Genomic DNA, 15,709 nt, shown 5'->3' with positions numbered 1-15,709 from the left:
AATTCACTGTTTTTAATTACTAAAATTCTGTAAATAGGCAAAAAATATTTGAGGTGTGCTTATGTCACAGGTAGACAGCAACGAGTTTGAACTAGACGATTTGGCTGATGATGTTGAGATCATCAAAGATTTATCACCTAAAGACACTAAATCAAAACAAAAACTAGAAGCTCGGCGGCGTATTGATGATTTGCTAGAGCAAAAAAGGTTACGCCAAGCGTTAGACGACTGGGATTTAGAAGACGAAGAAATTTAATGTGTAAAAAAGGGCGCTAAATGCGCCCTTTCTAATTACTGCAACCAAACTTAGCCGCGATATTTCTGCATTACCAGCGTAGCGTTTGTACCACCAAAACCGAAACTGTTCGACATTACTGTATTCAGTTCTGCTGGTGTTGCGGTTGTGACAATATTTAGCCCTTTAGCGGCTTCGTCTAGCTCACCAATATTAATTGATGGCGCGATAAAGCTATGTTTCATCATTAATAATGAGTAAATAGCTTCGTGCACACCCGCCGCACCCAATGCATGTCCGGTCATGGCTTTAGTGGCACTTATTGCGGGTGATTTACCGGCAAATACGTGCTGAATAGCACCTAGCTCTTTTACGTCACCTACTGGCGTGCTGGTACCATGGGTATTAACGTAATCAACTTCTGCATCAACACCCTGCATGGCCATTTGCATGCAGCGTATTGCACCTTCACCGCTTGGAGCAACCATATCAAAACCGTCTGAGGTTGCACCATAGCCTACTACTTCGGCGTAAATTGTCGCGCCACGAGCCAATGCATGCTCTAATTCTTCTACAACCACCATACCGCCGCCGCCGCTAATAACAAAACCATCACGGTTGGCGTCATAGGTGCGTGAAGCCAATTCTGGCGTGTCGTTATATTTAGTAGACAGTGCACCCATGGCATCAAATTCCATCGCCAGTGTCCAGTGCACTTCTTCGCCACCGCCAGCAAATACCACGTCTTGCTTACCTAACTGAATTAGTTCTACGGCGTGGCCAATACAATGCGCACTGGTAGCACAAGCAGAACTAATAGAATAGTTAACGCCTTTAATTTTAAAAGGGGTCGCTAAACATGCAGAGCAGGTGCTAGACATGGTTTTAGGCACTGCATAAGGGCCAACCCGCTTTACGCCTTTTTCCCGCAGTATATCCGCAGCTTCTACTTGTACCTTTGACGATGCACCACCCGAGCCGGCAACGAGCCCAATGCGCGGGTGAGAAATTTGCTCTTCGGTAAAGCCCGCGTCAATCATAGCTTCTTGCATGGCAAGATAAGCAAAAGCCGCAGCATCAGCCATAAAGCGCATAGCTTTACGGTCAATTAATTCGCTTGGGTTAAGTTTAATATTACCCCAAACTTGAGAACGTAAACCAAGCTCAGCAAACTCTTCTGAACGGGTAATACCTGAACGTCCAGCTTTTAACGACGCCAGTACTTCGTCTTTATTATTACCGATACTGGATACGATACCGATACCTGTGATTACAGCTCTTTTCATGCTTTCTCCAACGGACCAAGCTATCGCCGGTCGCTTAAAATGATATTGCGCGCTATTGTACGGAATTTGCCATCAAAAGTGGTCAGCTTTCAGCGCACACTTGTACTCTATTTTTAATATAGCGGTTGCTTAGGGTAAACTACAAGCTGAATTTTGCGTCAGGTTTGCAGTCTATGTCTACGCTTAGCAATGCTAAAATACACTTTAATGAACAAGGTACGCCAGTTGCGTCGCTGTTTGACGACGTTTATTTTTCTAATGATGGCGGCTTGGCAGAAACAGACTACGTGTTTTTGCAGCAAAATGGCCTGCCACTGCGCTGGCAAAGCCATGCTGATACCGCATTCCATATTATTGAAACCGGCTTTGGCACTGGCGCAAACTTTTTGCTTACTTGGCTGCGGTTTCGCCAGTATCGACAAAGCTTGCCAGCTGCGCGATGTCAGCGCTTATATTTCAGTAGTATTGAGAAGTACCCATTAAGCCATACTGATTTGCGCCGCGCACTAGCAGTGCACGCCGAGCTGTCTGAATTAGGCCTGCTACTGCTAAAAAGCTACCCGCTTTGTGTTGCCGGCTGTCACCGACTTAGCTTTGATAATGGCACTGTATTGCTCGATTTATGGTTTGGCGATGTTAATAGCCAGCTACCACAACTAAATGCCAAAGTGAATGCTATTTATCTTGATGGTTTTGCTCCCAGTAAAAACCCCGATATGTGGCAGCCGCCATTGTTTAATGGCCTTGCTCGACTAAGCACCGCAGGCACTACACTAGCAACCTTCACCGCAGCCGGCTTGGTAAAGCGTGGCTTACAAGATGCGGGTTTTACGGTTGAGAAAGTAAAGGGTTTTGGCCGTAAACGCGAGATGCTTAGCGCTTATATGGCAAAACCGGCTAAGGCGGTTAACGCAGAAATAAGCGGCGTTACTATTATTGGCGGTGGGGTAGCGTCATTTTGTCTGGCTCTAGCATTACAGCAGCGCGGTATTGCCGTGCACCTTATTTGTGAGGACCAAAGTGTAGCCTTACAAGCTTCACAAAATAGACAGGCAGCGGTATACCCCAACTTGCACGCCCACATCACCGATGAAAGCTTATTGCACGTACAGGCATTTTTGTTTGCGCGAAACTTCTATCAACACTGGGCAAAGCAAGGGCTAGACTTTGCCATGGACTGGTGCGGCGTGCTGCACCTTGCATCCAATGAACAGCTAGCTCAACGCCAACAAAAATTTATTGAAAAAGCACTGTATCCTACTAGTTTAGTGTGCGGGGTTAGTGCCACTGAAGCCTCTGCCATAGCCGGTTTAGCCGTCCCCCATTCAGGTGTGCATATCCCATTAGGCGGTTGGCTTAGCCCGCAACAGTTTTGCCTAGCCGCACTGGCCTATCTAAAACAAAGTAGCTCATTTCAAATTAGCTTTAATTGCCAAGTAAGTGCAATAACCCAACAGCAACAGCATTGGTTGCTCACTACCACAGCGGGGAATATTAATGCGCAGGTTCTAGTATTGGCAACCGGCAGTAAACTCGCTAGTTTTAGCCAAACGGCAGCCTTGCCACTAAATAAAATTCGCGGCCAAGTTAGCCATGTTCAGCAAGCCGCTATGGCACCACTGCAAACCGTGCTTTGTCATAACGGCTATATAACGCCACAGTGGCAAGGCATACATTGCTTAGGGGCAACTTTTGACCGCCATGCAACAGTAGCCGAGGTAACCGCAAAGGATAACGTCGAAAACTTGCAGCAAGTAAATGAGCAATTGCAACAACCTATATGGCTTTCCCAGGCGAAGGTTATTGGTGCTACAGCCTCTTTTCGCGCGTCATTTCCAGGTAGCATACCGGCAATTGGCGCTATTAATAACAGCGCCAATTTATATATACTGGGCGGAATGGGCGCTAGAGGTATAATGTTGTCACCATTATTGGCAGAATTAGTTGCTTGCCAAATTTGTGCAGAACCTCTACCGTTAAGCCAGCAGCTTATTAGCAAATTAAGTGCTTCGCGCTTTTATAAAGAATGATATAAAGGATACTATTATGCGTTTAGTCGCAGTATTTAGCTTAACCCTTTTGCTAGGGCTTTTTAGTAGCATAAGCCATGCGAAGGACTTCTATCAGATACCCTTACCGACTGATGCGCGCGAATTTGCTCGTTTAGATAGCAAAATGCCGGCGGTAATGAGCTTTTTTAGCCAACAAAACGCGTCTGATTTACGTGAATACTATATTCAACAATTAGGGCAACCCAACAGCGAACAAACCCTGTACGGTCGCGAAAATTTGTATTTCACGGTAAATAATAAACAGGTACGCATTTTAATTTCTAGCCGTAACAATTGGCGTCAAGTAGACATTATGGTGCAAAACTAAGCCTTAAGGCTTAGTTAGCTGTAACACAACCCTACGGTTAATTTTTCGCTCTAGTGCTGTATCGTTCGGCGCTACGTGTCTACGCTCACCAAAGCCCTCTACCTGCACCCTCTCTTCTGCCACTCCAGCGGCAACAAAAAAACGTTTTACTTTCTCAGCACGTTTTACCGACAGCTGTTCGTTCATCCAACGCCCACCATAACTATCGGTATAGCCTTGAATTTCAATAAAATCTATTTCTGGATCATATTTTAAATATTCAGCAATTTGGCCTAAGCGCCGTTCTGATTCGCGTGTTAGCTCGTCACCACCGGTTTCATAGCTTAATACCGTAAACGCAATATCATCAAAACCATAGGGTAATAATTGAGAAATGCACTGATTAAATTGCTGGTACGACTTGGGAAATTGCACTGGGTTCATTGCCGCAACAACTTTGTCATAGGGGCTGTACCAGTCGCTAAAGTAAAACGTTGGGCTAAAGCCATGCTCTAATTCGGTTAATAACGTCCATGCGGCCTTTTTCGGCAACTCCCCATTGTATTGTTTTAATAACTTCATACTCGCCACGGCTTTGCTTGGCTCACCGGGACGCCACGCTGGCGGCACCGACAACACTTCAGCTAAACCGTAATGATCAGGTAAACGCTGCATTTGTAATTCAAAGTCTAAATTTAAGCCTTTGCTGGCTATACTGCGAAATACCGCCTGACCAAACTGCGGAATGTCGTGTTGCAATTGGCATTCTAGTGGTGTGTTTTTACTTAACGCCCACATAGACTGCTCAATAGTGGCAGAATATTGACGCAGCTGTGGCTGAGCAGCCACTGACGCTGTTAGCAATATCAGGCTAGACGCAATTAATGTTCGCATTTTCTGGCTTCCCACTACATTAGATACTCTTTTAATGACTTACCACTAAAGCTAAGCAAACACTATGCCGTAACAAGACGCTAGCGTAATTTTTTGGCATAATAGTCGTTCATGGATAAAATGGCGATGTTATGACCGAACCAATATCTCAGCTTGCACAGCGCTTTCGAGGCTACTACCCAGTAGTTATCGACGTAGAAACCGCAGGCTTTAATGCTAAAACCGATGCTTTGTTAGAAATTGCCGCCACCTTGTTGGATATGGATGATGCAGGCAATTTAGTGCCGCTTAAAACCCTACATTTTCATGTGGACCCTTTTGAGGGGGCAAACTTAGATGCTAGCTCACTGGCTTTTAACGGTATAGATCCATTTAACCCACTACGCGGTGCGGTGCCAGAGCGAGAAGCAATAACACAAATATGTAAAGCCGTGCGCAAAGCTCAAAAAGATGCAGGCTGTCAGCGTAGCGTCATCGTTGCGCACAATGCTGCTTTTGATCAGGGCTTTTTTAATGCAGCTATCGCGCGGTTAAACTACAAGCGCTCGCCGTTTCACGCCTTTGTATCTTTTGATACCACCAGTTTAGCCGCGTTAGCATTAGGCCAAACTGTACTAGCTAAAGCTTGTCATGCTGCAGGTATAAAATTTGATAATAAAGAAGCGCATAGTGCACTTTATGATACCGAGCGTACTGCGGAATTGTTTTGCTACATTGTGAATAGCTGGAAACAGCGTGGCGGCTGGCCGTTATCGCGGGCGCTAACACAAGAAGATGCTGGCGACAGTGAGCCTACGGCAACATCTGGCTTTGCTGATTAAACTCAAGCTTAACTAAGCAAAAAGGCCGCTGTTGCGGCCTTTAGTAGCGTTAAGATGCTTATTCTTCAACGGTATCCGTTTTATGTTTATCAGCTGTTTCTTTAATCAATGGCTGCAATTCACCACGCTGAAACATTTCTAAAATAATATCACAACCACCAACCAACTCGCCGTCTACCCATAGCTGTGGGAACGTGGGCCAATTAGCATATTTTGGTAACTCGGCGCGGATCTCCGGATTTAGCAAAATATCAACATAAGCAAACTGCTCACCGCAAGAGATAAGCGCTTGTGATGCCTGTGCAGAAAAGCCACAACTTGGGAACTTAGGAGAACCTTTCATAAATAATATAATAGGGTTTTCAGCAATTTGCTGTTTAATTTTATCTAGCGTTTCCATTAACACCTCACAACATTCGTATTTTCAGATTGGCTAACATTTTACGTGGTTCTGTTGCCGCTAACACTTGAGATTTGTAAAAAAAAACCCATATATATGCGACAGCTTAACGTACTGATCAAGACCACCTATAATACCAGATCAGTTTATAACCAACACTGCAAAACTTGAGTATTTTAGTCAGGTTTTGTAGTCTACGCCTCGCAGACAACATAAACAACGCCAATGGAGAACGACTATGGCTTTTGAATTACCAGCATTACCTTACGCAAAAGACGCTTTAGCACCACATATTTCTGCCGAAACATTAGAATATCACTATGGCAAACACCACAATACCTATGTGGTAAAATTAAACGGTTTAATTGAAGGTACGCCTTTTGCCGGTAAATCGTTAGAAGAAATCGTCCGTAGCTCTGATGGCGGAGTGTTTAATAACGCCGCTCAGGTATGGAACCACACGTTCTACTGGCATTGCTTATCACCAAACGGTGGCGGCGAGCCAACCGGTGCAGTAGCAGACGCTATTAACGCGAAATGGGGCTCTTTTGCTGCATTTAAAACAGCGTTTAATGACAAAGCCGTAAATAACTTTGGTTCAAGCTGGACGTGGTTAGTGAAAAAAGCTGATGGCAGTGTAGACATTGTTAATACCAGTAACGCCGCTACGCCATTAACAGATACTAGCGTAACACCAATAATGACAGTGGATTTATGGGAACACGCGTATTACATCGATTACCGTAATGCCCGCCCAACCTACCTAGATGCATTCTGGGCACTGGTTAATTGGCAGTTCGTTAACGATAACCTAGCAAAATAAGTTAAAGGCTAGAAATAAAAAAACCGGTTTTTACCGGTTTTTTTATTTAACGGTAGTTCGTTACCTGATTACGACCACCGGCTTTAGATTGATATAAGGCTTTATCTGATGCTTCTATCCATTGCCGATGCTCTGTCATATCAGGTGTATATTCAGCTAACCCTATGCTTAGGCTAACGTTAATCTTATGCTCTTGGTAGTTAATGGGTAATGATTCAACTAATAGGCGTAATCTTTCTGCTAATACGGCTGCTTGCTCTAACGTGGTGTCTACTAATAATATTGCATACTCTTCGCCGCCATAACGGCCAGCAATATCGGTACTGCGCAGGGTTTTACGCACGGCATCAGCTATAGCTTGAATAACGACATCGCCAGCAGCGTGGCCGTAGGTATCGTTCACACGTTTAAAATGATCGATATCACACATTAGCAACGTACTGCGGTGCTTATAGCGCTGCAAGCGATTGAATTCTTGAATTAGGCTCTCTTCCCAATACCCGCGATTATACAGCTGGGTTAAAAAATCAATTTTTGTTAGCTGGCTCAACCTGCCATTCATCGACTCTAATTCGATGCGGCTTACCGCCACATCGGTTACGTCATAAATAATAAAACACAGATGGGTTACCTTACCACGGGTATCAGATAGCGGAAAAATAGTGCTATTTTGATACATATATTCTGCGGTGCTCGTTATGGGTCGATAATTACGAAACTTAAAAATATAAGGTCGCTGCTCCCAAATAGTAAAAGCACGATTTTTTAGTAAGATCACCGGATCACATTTACGCCGTAACCAGTCTTCATCAATTTCTGAGAATAAATCAAATAGATAACGATCTCTAACCTGACGCGGTGTTAAGCCACTATGGTTTTCCATAAAGCCGTTCCAAACTTGGATTCGGTAATCACAATTTAGCACCACTAAACCCACATCGACTGTCTGAAACATATCCATTAGCCAGTGCACTTCTGATACATCTACCTGCGCTTGCGACATCGTTACTCCTCTAGCAGAAATGCGATTTTGTAATTCAGTGTTTTCAAGCTGTCCTCAGTAAACAGTAATAATAAATCACAGCTAATATTATAATTTTCAATACCGTAACTAAGCTCTATCGCTAAAGTTTTACGCCAACGTTTCGCATTCGCTTTAATCAGCTCACTTACTGCCGCATGCTGACCTAGCACTACGGGGTGACCTTGGCTAAAGCTCATATCAATTTGTTCTGCTAACCCTTTAAGTACGGCCCCAATCAAAATATTGGCGATGTCCATTAGTAACTCTAGCTCAATCTCTGGGGTTGGCTCGCCCTGATAATTCATCAAGCGGGCAATATCTTTAAAGCTAGAATCAGTGAGGATCAACAAAGCTTCACCAGACACTCCGCCACCAATAAAGCCTTGACATACCGCTGATGTCGCAGTTTCATGTTCTACAGAGGCTAGCGCCATATGTAGTTCACTCACTTCAATCAAATTAACATTGGGTATTGGCAGCTTAACAAACACATTTAGCAGGCGCGCTAACAAATCACCTGCTTGCCCCATAGCAACGTTGGTTAACTCTTGCAGCACATCACGCATCTCAGCGCTTAGTTCTGCTGATACTACAGCGGTCGCTGCAGGTGATGCGGCGGTAGCTTCTATCTCTATTGCGTGCTGTTGCATCAGCTGCTGCAGCTTAGCGACATCTACCGGTTTACGAATAAAATCAAGTGCGCCTAAGCTTTTTACCCGCTCAAAAGCTTCGGGCTGCACATCACCAGATACCACCACGACATTCACCTTTAGCTGTCGCTTTTGTATCTCAAGCAATACCTGATAACCATCCATCACTGGCATATTTAAATCGAGAAACAGCCAATCAATTTTCTGCGTCAGTAACGTATCTAGCGCTTCTGCACCATGACCGGCAAAAAACAAGTTAGCTTGCCACTCCTGTGGTAGAATTCTGGCAAGTTGTTTACGAGCCAAGTTGGAATCATCACAAATTAGTACCGCTGTCGTCATCGGGGTCTCACTTAGTACAGACTTAATGTCAGTCTAGACTGAAATTTCTAGTTAGGCCGGGCACTGCAAAAATATGTTGTATTCCAGCGAATTACTTTAATGTGCTCAATCTTAATAGGAGCTGTATTATGTCTACATTTTTACATGTTTATAGTAAAACTGTTCTAGCATTCGCTTTAGCCAGTTTAAGTTTTACCCTGTCAGCGGTTGATTTACAAGCTCGGTTACCTGAACGTTTAAGCCAAGTAAAAGCGGGTGAACAAAATATTATCTTACTAGGTAAAAAAATTAACATTGGCGCACACGCACCAGCATTTAAAGTGGTAGATGGTAACTTTAAAACCATAAAATCAACTGATTTCAAAGGTAAAACGGTAATGATTAGCGTAGTGCCAAGTATTGATACCGGCATTTGTTCATTGCAAACTAAGCGCTTTAATTCTGAAGTTGCTACCTTGCCCGAAAATGTCGTGTTACTAACTATCAGTACAGATTTACCTTTTGCACAAAAACGTTACTGTCAGCAAGAAGCGATAGATCAAGTATTAGTATTATCTGATGCGGTATGGCGTGATTTTGGTAGTAATTACGGTTTATTAATCAAAGATATGGGCTTATTAACGCGTGCCGTATTAATTATTGACCGCGACGGTAATCTTGCTTACCAGCAGCTCGTTGGCGAGCTAGCGCAAGAACCCAATTATGACGAAGCACTGGCGGCGCTAAAAGATATTGTCGCTAAAAGTTAACTTACTTCGCCTAAATGACGTCACTAATTATAAATAACATTATGATTAGATATAAAAAAAGCCCTAATAATTAGGGCTTTTTTACTGATACCTTAACTTACTTGCTTAGCGCAGTGGCTAATTCATTCGTTACAGCATCAACGGCTTTAGTACCATCAATATGATGATAACGCGTATTGCCGGCATCAGCTTCAGCACGGTAGTAACCGACTAACGGCTCTGTTTGCTCATGGTAAATAGCCAAACGCTTACGAACAGTTTCTTCAACATCATCGGGACGAATAGCTAAATCTTCACCGGTAACATCATCTTTTCCGTCTGCTTTTGGTGGATTATAGCGAATATGGTAGACCCGACCAGACGCAGGATGCACGCGGCGACCGCTCATGCGCTCAACAATAACGTCATCCGGCACGTCAAATTCGATCACATGATCAATGACAATGCCTTTATCTTTCATCGCATCAGCTTGCGGAATTGTACGTGGAAAACCGTCTAACAAAAAACCTTTACTACAATCTGGTTCAGCAATGCGCTCTTTAACAAGCCCGATAATAATGTCATCTGACACTAACTGGCCGGCATCCATTACTTGCTTGGCCGCTAAACCCATTGCAGTACCTGCTTTAATCGCCGCCCGCAGCATATCTCCGGTGGAAATTTGTGGAATGCCATATTTACTCATTAAAAACTGAGCCTGAGTTCCTTTTCCGGCACCAGGGGCACCCAACAAAATTATGCGCATAGCACTACCCTCATATTTTGGGATTGATTAATAATAATGACAGGATCTTTACATAATGTGCCGGCTGAGACAAGAAATTTGTCGGCTATGCAGCACTGGTCGGGCTAATTCATTGAGTTTTAATCGTCTCTATGTGTAATGCGGGCTTCCAGAGGGTTTTGAAGGCTAAAGCGGCTGTATATTACAGTTATTTCTGCCGCTTTAACCAATATCCTTCGACTAAAGTTATCGGATTAAATTCTAAACTTAGACAACAACGCCTTTAATTGCTCAGCTAAGTGCGATAATGAGTCACTGGCTTGGCTAGATTGCGTCACATTTTCTGCGGTTTGGTAAGCCACATCGCTAATGCTATGCAAATTTCGATTTAGATCGCGCGACACTGTCGTTTGCTGCTCTGTTGCCGTAGCAATTTGCTGCGCCGTATCATTAATTAACGACACTGCTTGGCTAATAATATTCAGTGCATCACCGGCTTTAGTTGCCTGTTCGGCAGTTCTACGCGTTGCCTGTTCAGATTTCATCGTAGCATCAACCGCATTATCAGTGCCGCGTTGTAACTTCTCAATCATCTGTTGAATTTCAGTAGTTGAGGCTTTTGTTCGGCTAGCTAAAGTGCGAACTTCATCAGCTACTACGGCAAAACCACGCCCAGTTTCCCCTGCCCTTGCAGCCTCGATAGCCGCGTTTAAGGCTAATAGGTTAGTTTGTTCGGCAATACTTTCTATGACCTGCAAAATATTGCCAATTTGATCACTGTCTTGTTTTAAATGGTTGATGATTTCTGCAGCACGACTCACTTCTTCAGATAAACCAGTAAGATTTTTTACTGTGTCGGCCACAACTTGCCTGCCATTTTGTGTTTCTTTTTCTGCAGAACCGGCAGCATCAGCGGCTTGTTGGGTGTTTCTTGACACCTCCTCTAGTGAGGCGGTCATCTGGTTCATTGCTACTGCAGAATTATTAATTTCACTATTTTGCTGATCAATACCTTGTTGAGTTTGCTCGTTAATTTGTGATAGCTCTGTTGCTGCGGCCGCTACTTGATCAGCATAATCGCGAATTTGCCCCAGCATGTTACGCAGGTTTTGCTGCATTACATTAATAGACGCCAGCAAACTGGTTTTATCACCAGATTTAAGTATTACCGTTGCCGTTAAATCGCCATTTGCGACCTGATGCACTATGTTGGCCGTGTAATCAGGTTCACCTCCTAGCGTACGGGTAATGCTGCGTACCAAGCTAATACAGACAATTACCGCAATAATTAACACTACTGAAGAAATAACGATTAGCGTCCATAACATTTCGCGCACCGCACTTAAGCTTTCAAATTCGCGGCTTTCTAACACTAAACCCCAACCTAGCATCGGAATATAACTATAACTGCCAATAACGGCAGCATTAGCCGCATTATTATATTGGCCAACATCACTACGTTTTTGCCGGATACCTTCTGCCGCTTGTGTAGTTAATGCCTGTTCACTATTGGTAATTGAGGCGGCAGGGGTAATAGCCTTGCCTTCACTATCTAATAAATAAATTTCAGTAAAATCATTGCGGCTAAGTTGATTTACTTTATTGAAAATAGTCGTTAGTTGCACGGCACCGCGTATCACACCCACTATTTTATTATTAAAACGAATTGGAATAGCTATTGTGCTAACGCGATTGCCGGTAGCTCGTGAGACTATGGGCTGCGAAAAAGCATTTTCGCCGGCCATTGCCTGCTTAAACCAACCTCGGTCAGCAACATTAAAATTATTGGCTTCTTCGGTACTTAATATACTGGCTTTACCATTAGCAAAACTAACGCCAGCCAAACCAATGCCTTCGGGCGAAACTAAGAAAATGGTATCGTAATGCCCATCTAGCTGCGCTAACTGCTGCATTAAAACCGCAGTTTGGTCTAACTCGAGCTGTTGTGCTTGTGATAACGAGGCAAGATAACGCATTTCATCTTGTCGCTCTAACAACCAATCAGTAAAGGCGCTAGCGTTTAGTGCGCTGGTCGTTTCTAGGCTATTTACTACAGCTGTAGTTTGCGCGTTACGATATTCAGCAAACACCAAGCTCGTTAGCACCAGAATAGAGACTAAGATCAAACTGACCATAATGACCGTTAGCCGGCCAGCAAAACCTATATTACGCCACAACCCAGACATAGATGCCCCAGAAAAATAGAACTAAGTAGCTGAAAGTATAGAGGCAAATAGAAATTTAGAAAGAAGAGAATAACAATAAATGGGGGTATAGCGCAGGCACAGTAAATACACTGTGCCTGCTGGTGTTAACTTACTTAGCTAAAGATAGCAGCAGGTTATTTAAGCGTGAAACAAACCCCGCAGGATCTTTTAAATTACCGCGCTCCGCCAGCAATGCTTGATCAAACAGCACTTCAGCCCATTGCTTAAAACGGTCTTCATCTGGCTCATCAGCAACGTGTTTTACCAACTGGTGCTCTGGGTTTAGCTCAAAAATCGGCTTAACATCTGGCACCTTTTGACCAACTGATTCCATCAGCTTAATCATCTGGGTACTCATGTCATGCTCATCAGTAACGACACAAGCAGGGCTATCAGTTAAACGGTGACTTACTTTTACATCTTTTACTTGCTCGCCTAAGGCATTTTTAAACCGGCTTAGCACATCAGCGAAGGCCTTTTCAGTTTCTTGCTGCGCTTTTTTCGTTTCGTCGTCATCTAATTTCGATAAATCCAAACCACCTTTGGCCACTGAACGCAGTTTTTTACCGGAAAATTCAGTTAAATGCTGCACTAGCCATTCGTCGATCCGGTCAGACAGTAGCAATACTTCTAGGCCCTTCTTACGCAGCACCTCTAAGTGTGGGCTGTGTTTAGCACTAGCGTAGCTATCCGCTACTATGTAATAGATTTCGTCTTGGCCTTCTTTCATCCGGCTAACGTAGTCAGCCAAGGCCACATTTTGCGTGCTGTCTTCATTATGAGTAGAAGCAAAGCGTAATAACGCGGCAATTTGCTCTTTATTGGCCATGTCTTCCGCAGGGCCTTCTTTTAGCACCTGACCAAATTCATTCCAAAATATCTGATACTGCTCTGCATCTTTACTCAGTTTTTCCAGCATCTTTAATGCGCGGCTAGAACAGCCTTTACGCAGTGCTTGGGTAATTTTTGTATCTTGCAAAATTTCGCGCGATACGTTTAATGGTAAATCGCTAGAATCGAGTAAGCCTTTAATAAACCGCAGATAGCTAGGCATAAACTGCTCTGCGTCATCCATAATAAATACACGCTGTACATATAGCTTTAAGCCATGCTGGGCGTCACGATTCCACATGTCAAAAGGTGCTTTTTTCGGTACATATAACAAGCTCGTGTAGTTGTTATTACCTTCAACCTTGTTATGGCTCCAGCTTAATGGCTCGCTCCAGTCATGCGAAATATGCTTATAAAACTCTTGATATTCTTCATCAGTAATATCTGATTTATCGCGAGTCCACAGTGCAGTGGCTTTATTTACCGCTTGCCATTGGCCTGGTACTGCGGCAATTTTTTCACCATCGGCGCCATCACGCTCTGGTTGTTCTTCTTGCCATAATTCAACCGGAATACTGATGTGGTCAGAATACTTAGTAACGATACTTTCTATTTTCCAGCGACCTAAAAATTCATCTTCGCCTTCACGTAAATGCAAGGTAATTTCAGTACCACGACTGTCTTTAGTAATAGGGGTAATGGTGTAATCGCCTTCGCCAGCGGATTCCCATTCAATAGCGTCGTTCGCTGCTGCGCCAGCTTTAAGCGTACGCACGGTAACTTTGTCCGCGACAATAAAAGCTGAGTAAAAACCCACGCCAAACTGGCCAATTAATTTAGAATCTTTACCTTGATCGCCAGATAACTGTGAGAAAAACTCTTTGGTGCCCGATTTAGCAATAGTACCTAAATGACTAATGACTTCATCTTGCGTCATACCAATACCGTTATCGCTAACCGTTAGCGTGCGGGCTTTCTCATCGATGCTAATACGTACGCGTAATTCGCCATCATTGCCGTATAGCGAGCCATCCGATAGTGCAAGAAAACGCAGTTTGTCTGCCGCATCAGATGCGTTAGATACCAGTTCACGTAAGAAAATTTCTTTGTTTGAATACAGTGAATGGATCATCAGCTGCAGCAGCTGTTTTACTTCGGCCTGAAAGCCGTGGGTTTGCTTTTGGCCCGCTGAAGTGGCTGTAGTATCGCTCATGGTGCTAATCCTCAAACATCAAAGTTTTACAGTTCTACATTAGGCTGCAGCGCGCAGCCAAACACTGACAACTAATATGGGGAGAATTAACCAGATTTCAAGCTAGGAGCGAACAGATTAACGTATTTCTAAAAAACTTTGCGCCCGCTAAAGGCATGAGACAGCGTAGTGCCATCGATAAATTCTAATTCACCGCCTATCGGTATACCTTGGGCAATACGTGATACCTTTACTTGTCGTTTATGACACAACTCAGCAATATAAAACGCGGTAGCATCACCCTCTACTGTAGGGTTGGTTGCTAATATCAGCTCAGTAACCTGCCCTTCGGCCAAGGTTTTGCCTAGTATATCTAGGCCTAAGTCTTGTGGCCCGATGCCATCTAATGGCGACAAATAGCCTTGCAGCACAAAATAACGGCCTTTAAACTGAGCGGTTTGTTCAATTGCCAACTGATCGGCTGCCGAGCCTACCACGCAAATAATGCCATCTAGCGCCCTTTTCGGATCAGTACAGATATGGCACAGCTCCGTTTCACAAAAAGTACGACACTGCTGGCAATGACCAATTTTGTTCATTGCCGCAGTTAACGCGGCGCCAAGTTGCAAACCCGCTTCACGGTTACGTTCTAGTAACGAAAACGCCATACGCTGCGCCGATTTTGGCCCAACACCCGGTAAAATACGCAGCGCATCAATTAGCTGTTGTAACAGTGGCGTATGACGACTCATTAGAATGGCATTTTCATACCAGGTGGCAACTGCATACCACCGGTAACAGTCGCCATTCTTTCTTTGCTTGTTTCGTCAACACGACGTACAGCATCATTAATTGCCGCAGCAATTAAATCTTCCAGCATGTCTTTATCATCTTGCATTAAGCTGTCATCAATATTAACACGACGAATATTGTGGTTGCCCAGCATAGTTACTTTTACTAAACCCGCGCCGGCTTCGCCTGTTACTTCCATTGCAGCAATTTCAGCCTGCACTTTTTGCATTTTGTCCTGCATGGCTTGCGCCTGCTTCATGATGTTACCCATACCGCCTTTAAACATAGCTTTACACCTGCTAAAAATTAAGATTATGTATCAGTGCAATTGCACTGAGCCTTAGTGGCGACAAGATAATAACTTCGCCAGGAAAATACAAG

16 protein-coding genes are annotated in these 15,709 nt (G+C 43.9%); 6 read left to right on the top strand and 10 right to left on the bottom strand.

The annotated features are described in order from the left end of the window. The first annotated feature begins 61 nt into the window (after positions 1-61). A complete protein-coding gene (locus MN199_RS11465) occupies positions 62-256 on the top strand; it encodes a PA3496 family putative envelope integrity protein (protein ID WP_132584720.1) in 195 nt (64 codons plus the stop codon). Positions 257-306: 50 nt separating this feature from the next. Here MN199_RS11465 and fabB read toward each other — a convergent pair whose 3' ends face one another. Further along, a complete protein-coding gene (fabB, locus tag MN199_RS11460; RefSeq protein WP_132584722.1) occupies positions 307-1,521 on the bottom strand; it encodes a beta-ketoacyl-ACP synthase I in 1,215 nt (404 codons plus the stop codon). Between the two features lie 173 nt (positions 1,522-1,694). Between fabB and mnmC the strand changes: the two genes are divergently transcribed. Both mnmC and MN199_RS11450 read left to right on the top strand, forming a co-directional pair. Continuing rightward, positions 1,695-3,551, top strand: a complete 1,857-nt coding sequence (mnmC, locus tag MN199_RS11455; protein ID WP_335739498.1) for a bifunctional tRNA (5-methylaminomethyl-2-thiouridine)(34)-methyltransferase MnmC2/FAD-dependent 5-carboxymethylaminomethyl-2-thiouridine(34) oxidoreductase MnmC1 — start codon at positions 1,695-1,697, stop codon at positions 3,549-3,551. Positions 3,552-3,567: 16 nt separating this feature from the next. Continuing rightward, the gene (locus MN199_RS11450) at positions 3,568-3,900 is read left to right on the top strand and encodes a hypothetical protein (RefSeq protein ID WP_132584726.1); all 333 of its coding nucleotides are present in this window, start codon (positions 3,568-3,570) and stop codon (positions 3,898-3,900) included. A 3-nt stretch (positions 3,901-3,903) separates the two neighbouring features. Here MN199_RS11450 and MN199_RS11445 read toward each other — a convergent pair whose 3' ends face one another. After that, complete coding sequence (locus tag MN199_RS11445; RefSeq protein WP_132584728.1) at positions 3,904-4,773, bottom strand: flagellar protein MotY; 870 nt, start codon at positions 4,771-4,773, stop codon at positions 3,904-3,906. Positions 4,774-4,904: 131 nt separating this feature from the next. Between MN199_RS11445 and rnt the strand changes: the two genes are divergently transcribed. Further along, positions 4,905-5,594 carry a ribonuclease T gene (rnt, locus tag MN199_RS11440; protein WP_132584730.1) on the top strand — a complete coding sequence of 230 codons (690 nt, stop codon included), beginning with the start codon at positions 4,905-4,907 and terminating at the stop codon, positions 5,592-5,594. A 58-nt stretch (positions 5,595-5,652) separates the two neighbouring features. On the opposite strand, the gene MN199_RS11435 is transcribed toward rnt, so the two are convergent. Continuing rightward, a complete protein-coding gene (locus tag MN199_RS11435; protein WP_132584732.1) occupies positions 5,653-5,994 on the bottom strand; it encodes a Grx4 family monothiol glutaredoxin in 342 nt (113 codons plus the stop codon). A 238-nt stretch (positions 5,995-6,232) separates the two neighbouring features. Between MN199_RS11435 and sodB the strand changes: the two genes are divergently transcribed. After that, complete coding sequence (gene sodB / locus MN199_RS11430) at positions 6,233-6,817, top strand: superoxide dismutase [Fe] (RefSeq protein ID WP_335739497.1); 585 nt, start codon at positions 6,233-6,235, stop codon at positions 6,815-6,817. Between the two features lie 46 nt (positions 6,818-6,863). Here sodB and MN199_RS11425 read toward each other — a convergent pair whose 3' ends face one another. Together MN199_RS11425 and MN199_RS11420 are read right to left on the bottom strand one after the other, a co-directional pair. Further along, entirely contained in the window at positions 6,864-7,820 is a 957-nt protein-coding gene (locus tag MN199_RS11425; RefSeq protein WP_132584736.1) for a sensor domain-containing diguanylate cyclase, read from the bottom strand. 2 nt (positions 7,821-7,822) lie between these two features. After that, on the bottom strand, positions 7,823-8,833 hold the full coding sequence (locus MN199_RS11420) for a response regulator (protein WP_132584738.1): 1,011 nt from the start codon (positions 8,831-8,833) through the stop codon (positions 7,823-7,825). A gap of 128 nt (positions 8,834-8,961) precedes the next feature. On the opposite strand from MN199_RS11420, the gene tpx reads away from it, so the two are divergent. Further along, on the top strand, positions 8,962-9,582 hold the full coding sequence (gene tpx, locus MN199_RS11415) for a thiol peroxidase (protein WP_132584740.1): 621 nt from the start codon (positions 8,962-8,964) through the stop codon (positions 9,580-9,582). Between the two features lie 97 nt (positions 9,583-9,679). Here the strand turns inward: tpx and adk are convergent, their stop codons facing one another. From adk to MN199_RS11390, 5 genes are all read right to left on the bottom strand, one after another. Further along, positions 9,680-10,327, bottom strand: coding sequence for an adenylate kinase (gene adk, locus MN199_RS11410; RefSeq protein ID WP_132584742.1), 648 nt, complete (start codon positions 10,325-10,327; stop codon positions 9,680-9,682). Positions 10,328-10,560: 233 nt separating this feature from the next. After that, positions 10,561-12,492, bottom strand: coding sequence for a methyl-accepting chemotaxis protein (locus MN199_RS11405; RefSeq protein ID WP_335739496.1), 1,932 nt, complete (start codon positions 12,490-12,492; stop codon positions 10,561-10,563). A 130-nt stretch (positions 12,493-12,622) separates the two neighbouring features. Beyond that, a complete protein-coding gene (htpG, locus tag MN199_RS11400) occupies positions 12,623-14,557 on the bottom strand; it encodes a molecular chaperone HtpG (RefSeq protein WP_335739495.1) in 1,935 nt (644 codons plus the stop codon). A gap of 128 nt (positions 14,558-14,685) precedes the next feature. After that, complete coding sequence (recR, locus tag MN199_RS11395) at positions 14,686-15,288, bottom strand: recombination mediator RecR (RefSeq protein ID WP_335739494.1); 603 nt, start codon at positions 15,286-15,288, stop codon at positions 14,686-14,688. Continuing rightward, entirely contained in the window at positions 15,288-15,614 is a 327-nt protein-coding gene (locus MN199_RS11390) for a YbaB/EbfC family nucleoid-associated protein (RefSeq protein WP_132584750.1), read from the bottom strand. Before MN199_RS11390 ends, recR begins: the two co-directional genes overlap by 1 nt. Positions 15,615-15,709: the final 95 nt, after the last annotated feature.

The organism is Rheinheimera metallidurans, from assembly GCF_036983985.1.
Taxonomy (GTDB): domain Bacteria; phylum Pseudomonadota; class Gammaproteobacteria; order Enterobacterales; family Alteromonadaceae; genus Alishewanella; species Alishewanella metallidurans.
Note: the sequence above shows the minus strand (reverse complement) of the source record. Positions and strands in the feature narration are given on the sequence as shown.

Coding starts and splice junctions, on each gene's coding strand:
- MN199_RS11465 (WP_132584720.1), top strand. CDS start 62: ATGTCACAGGTAGACAGCAACGAGTTTGAACTAGACGATTTGGCTGAT.
- fabB (WP_132584722.1), bottom strand. CDS start 1,521: ATGAAAAGAGCTGTAATCACAGGTATCGGTATCGTATCCAGTATCGGT.
- mnmC (WP_335739498.1), top strand. CDS start 1,695: ATGTCTACGCTTAGCAATGCTAAAATACACTTTAATGAACAAGGTACG.
- MN199_RS11450 (WP_132584726.1), top strand. CDS start 3,568: ATGCGTTTAGTCGCAGTATTTAGCTTAACCCTTTTGCTAGGGCTTTTT.
- MN199_RS11445 (WP_132584728.1), bottom strand. CDS start 4,773: ATGCGAACATTAATTGCGTCTAGCCTGATATTGCTAACAGCGTCAGTG.
- rnt (WP_132584730.1), top strand. CDS start 4,905: ATGACCGAACCAATATCTCAGCTTGCACAGCGCTTTCGAGGCTACTAC.
- MN199_RS11435 (WP_132584732.1), bottom strand. CDS start 5,994: ATGGAAACGCTAGATAAAATTAAACAGCAAATTGCTGAAAACCCTATT.
- sodB (WP_335739497.1), top strand. CDS start 6,233: ATGGCTTTTGAATTACCAGCATTACCTTACGCAAAAGACGCTTTAGCA.
- MN199_RS11425 (WP_132584736.1), bottom strand. CDS start 7,820: ATGTCGCAAGCGCAGGTAGATGTATCAGAAGTGCACTGGCTAATGGAT.
- MN199_RS11420 (WP_132584738.1), bottom strand. CDS start 8,833: ATGACGACAGCGGTACTAATTTGTGATGATTCCAACTTGGCTCGTAAA.
- tpx (WP_132584740.1), top strand. CDS start 8,962: ATGTCTACATTTTTACATGTTTATAGTAAAACTGTTCTAGCATTCGCT.
- adk (WP_132584742.1), bottom strand. CDS start 10,327: ATGCGCATAATTTTGTTGGGTGCCCCTGGTGCCGGAAAAGGAACTCAG.
- MN199_RS11405 (WP_335739496.1), bottom strand. CDS start 12,492: ATGTCTGGGTTGTGGCGTAATATAGGTTTTGCTGGCCGGCTAACGGTC.
- htpG (WP_335739495.1), bottom strand. CDS start 14,557: ATGAGCGATACTACAGCCACTTCAGCGGGCCAAAAGCAAACCCACGGC.
- recR (WP_335739494.1), bottom strand. CDS start 15,288: ATGAGTCGTCATACGCCACTGTTACAACAGCTAATTGATGCGCTGCGT.
- MN199_RS11390 (WP_132584750.1), bottom strand. CDS start 15,614: ATGTTTAAAGGCGGTATGGGTAACATCATGAAGCAGGCGCAAGCCATG.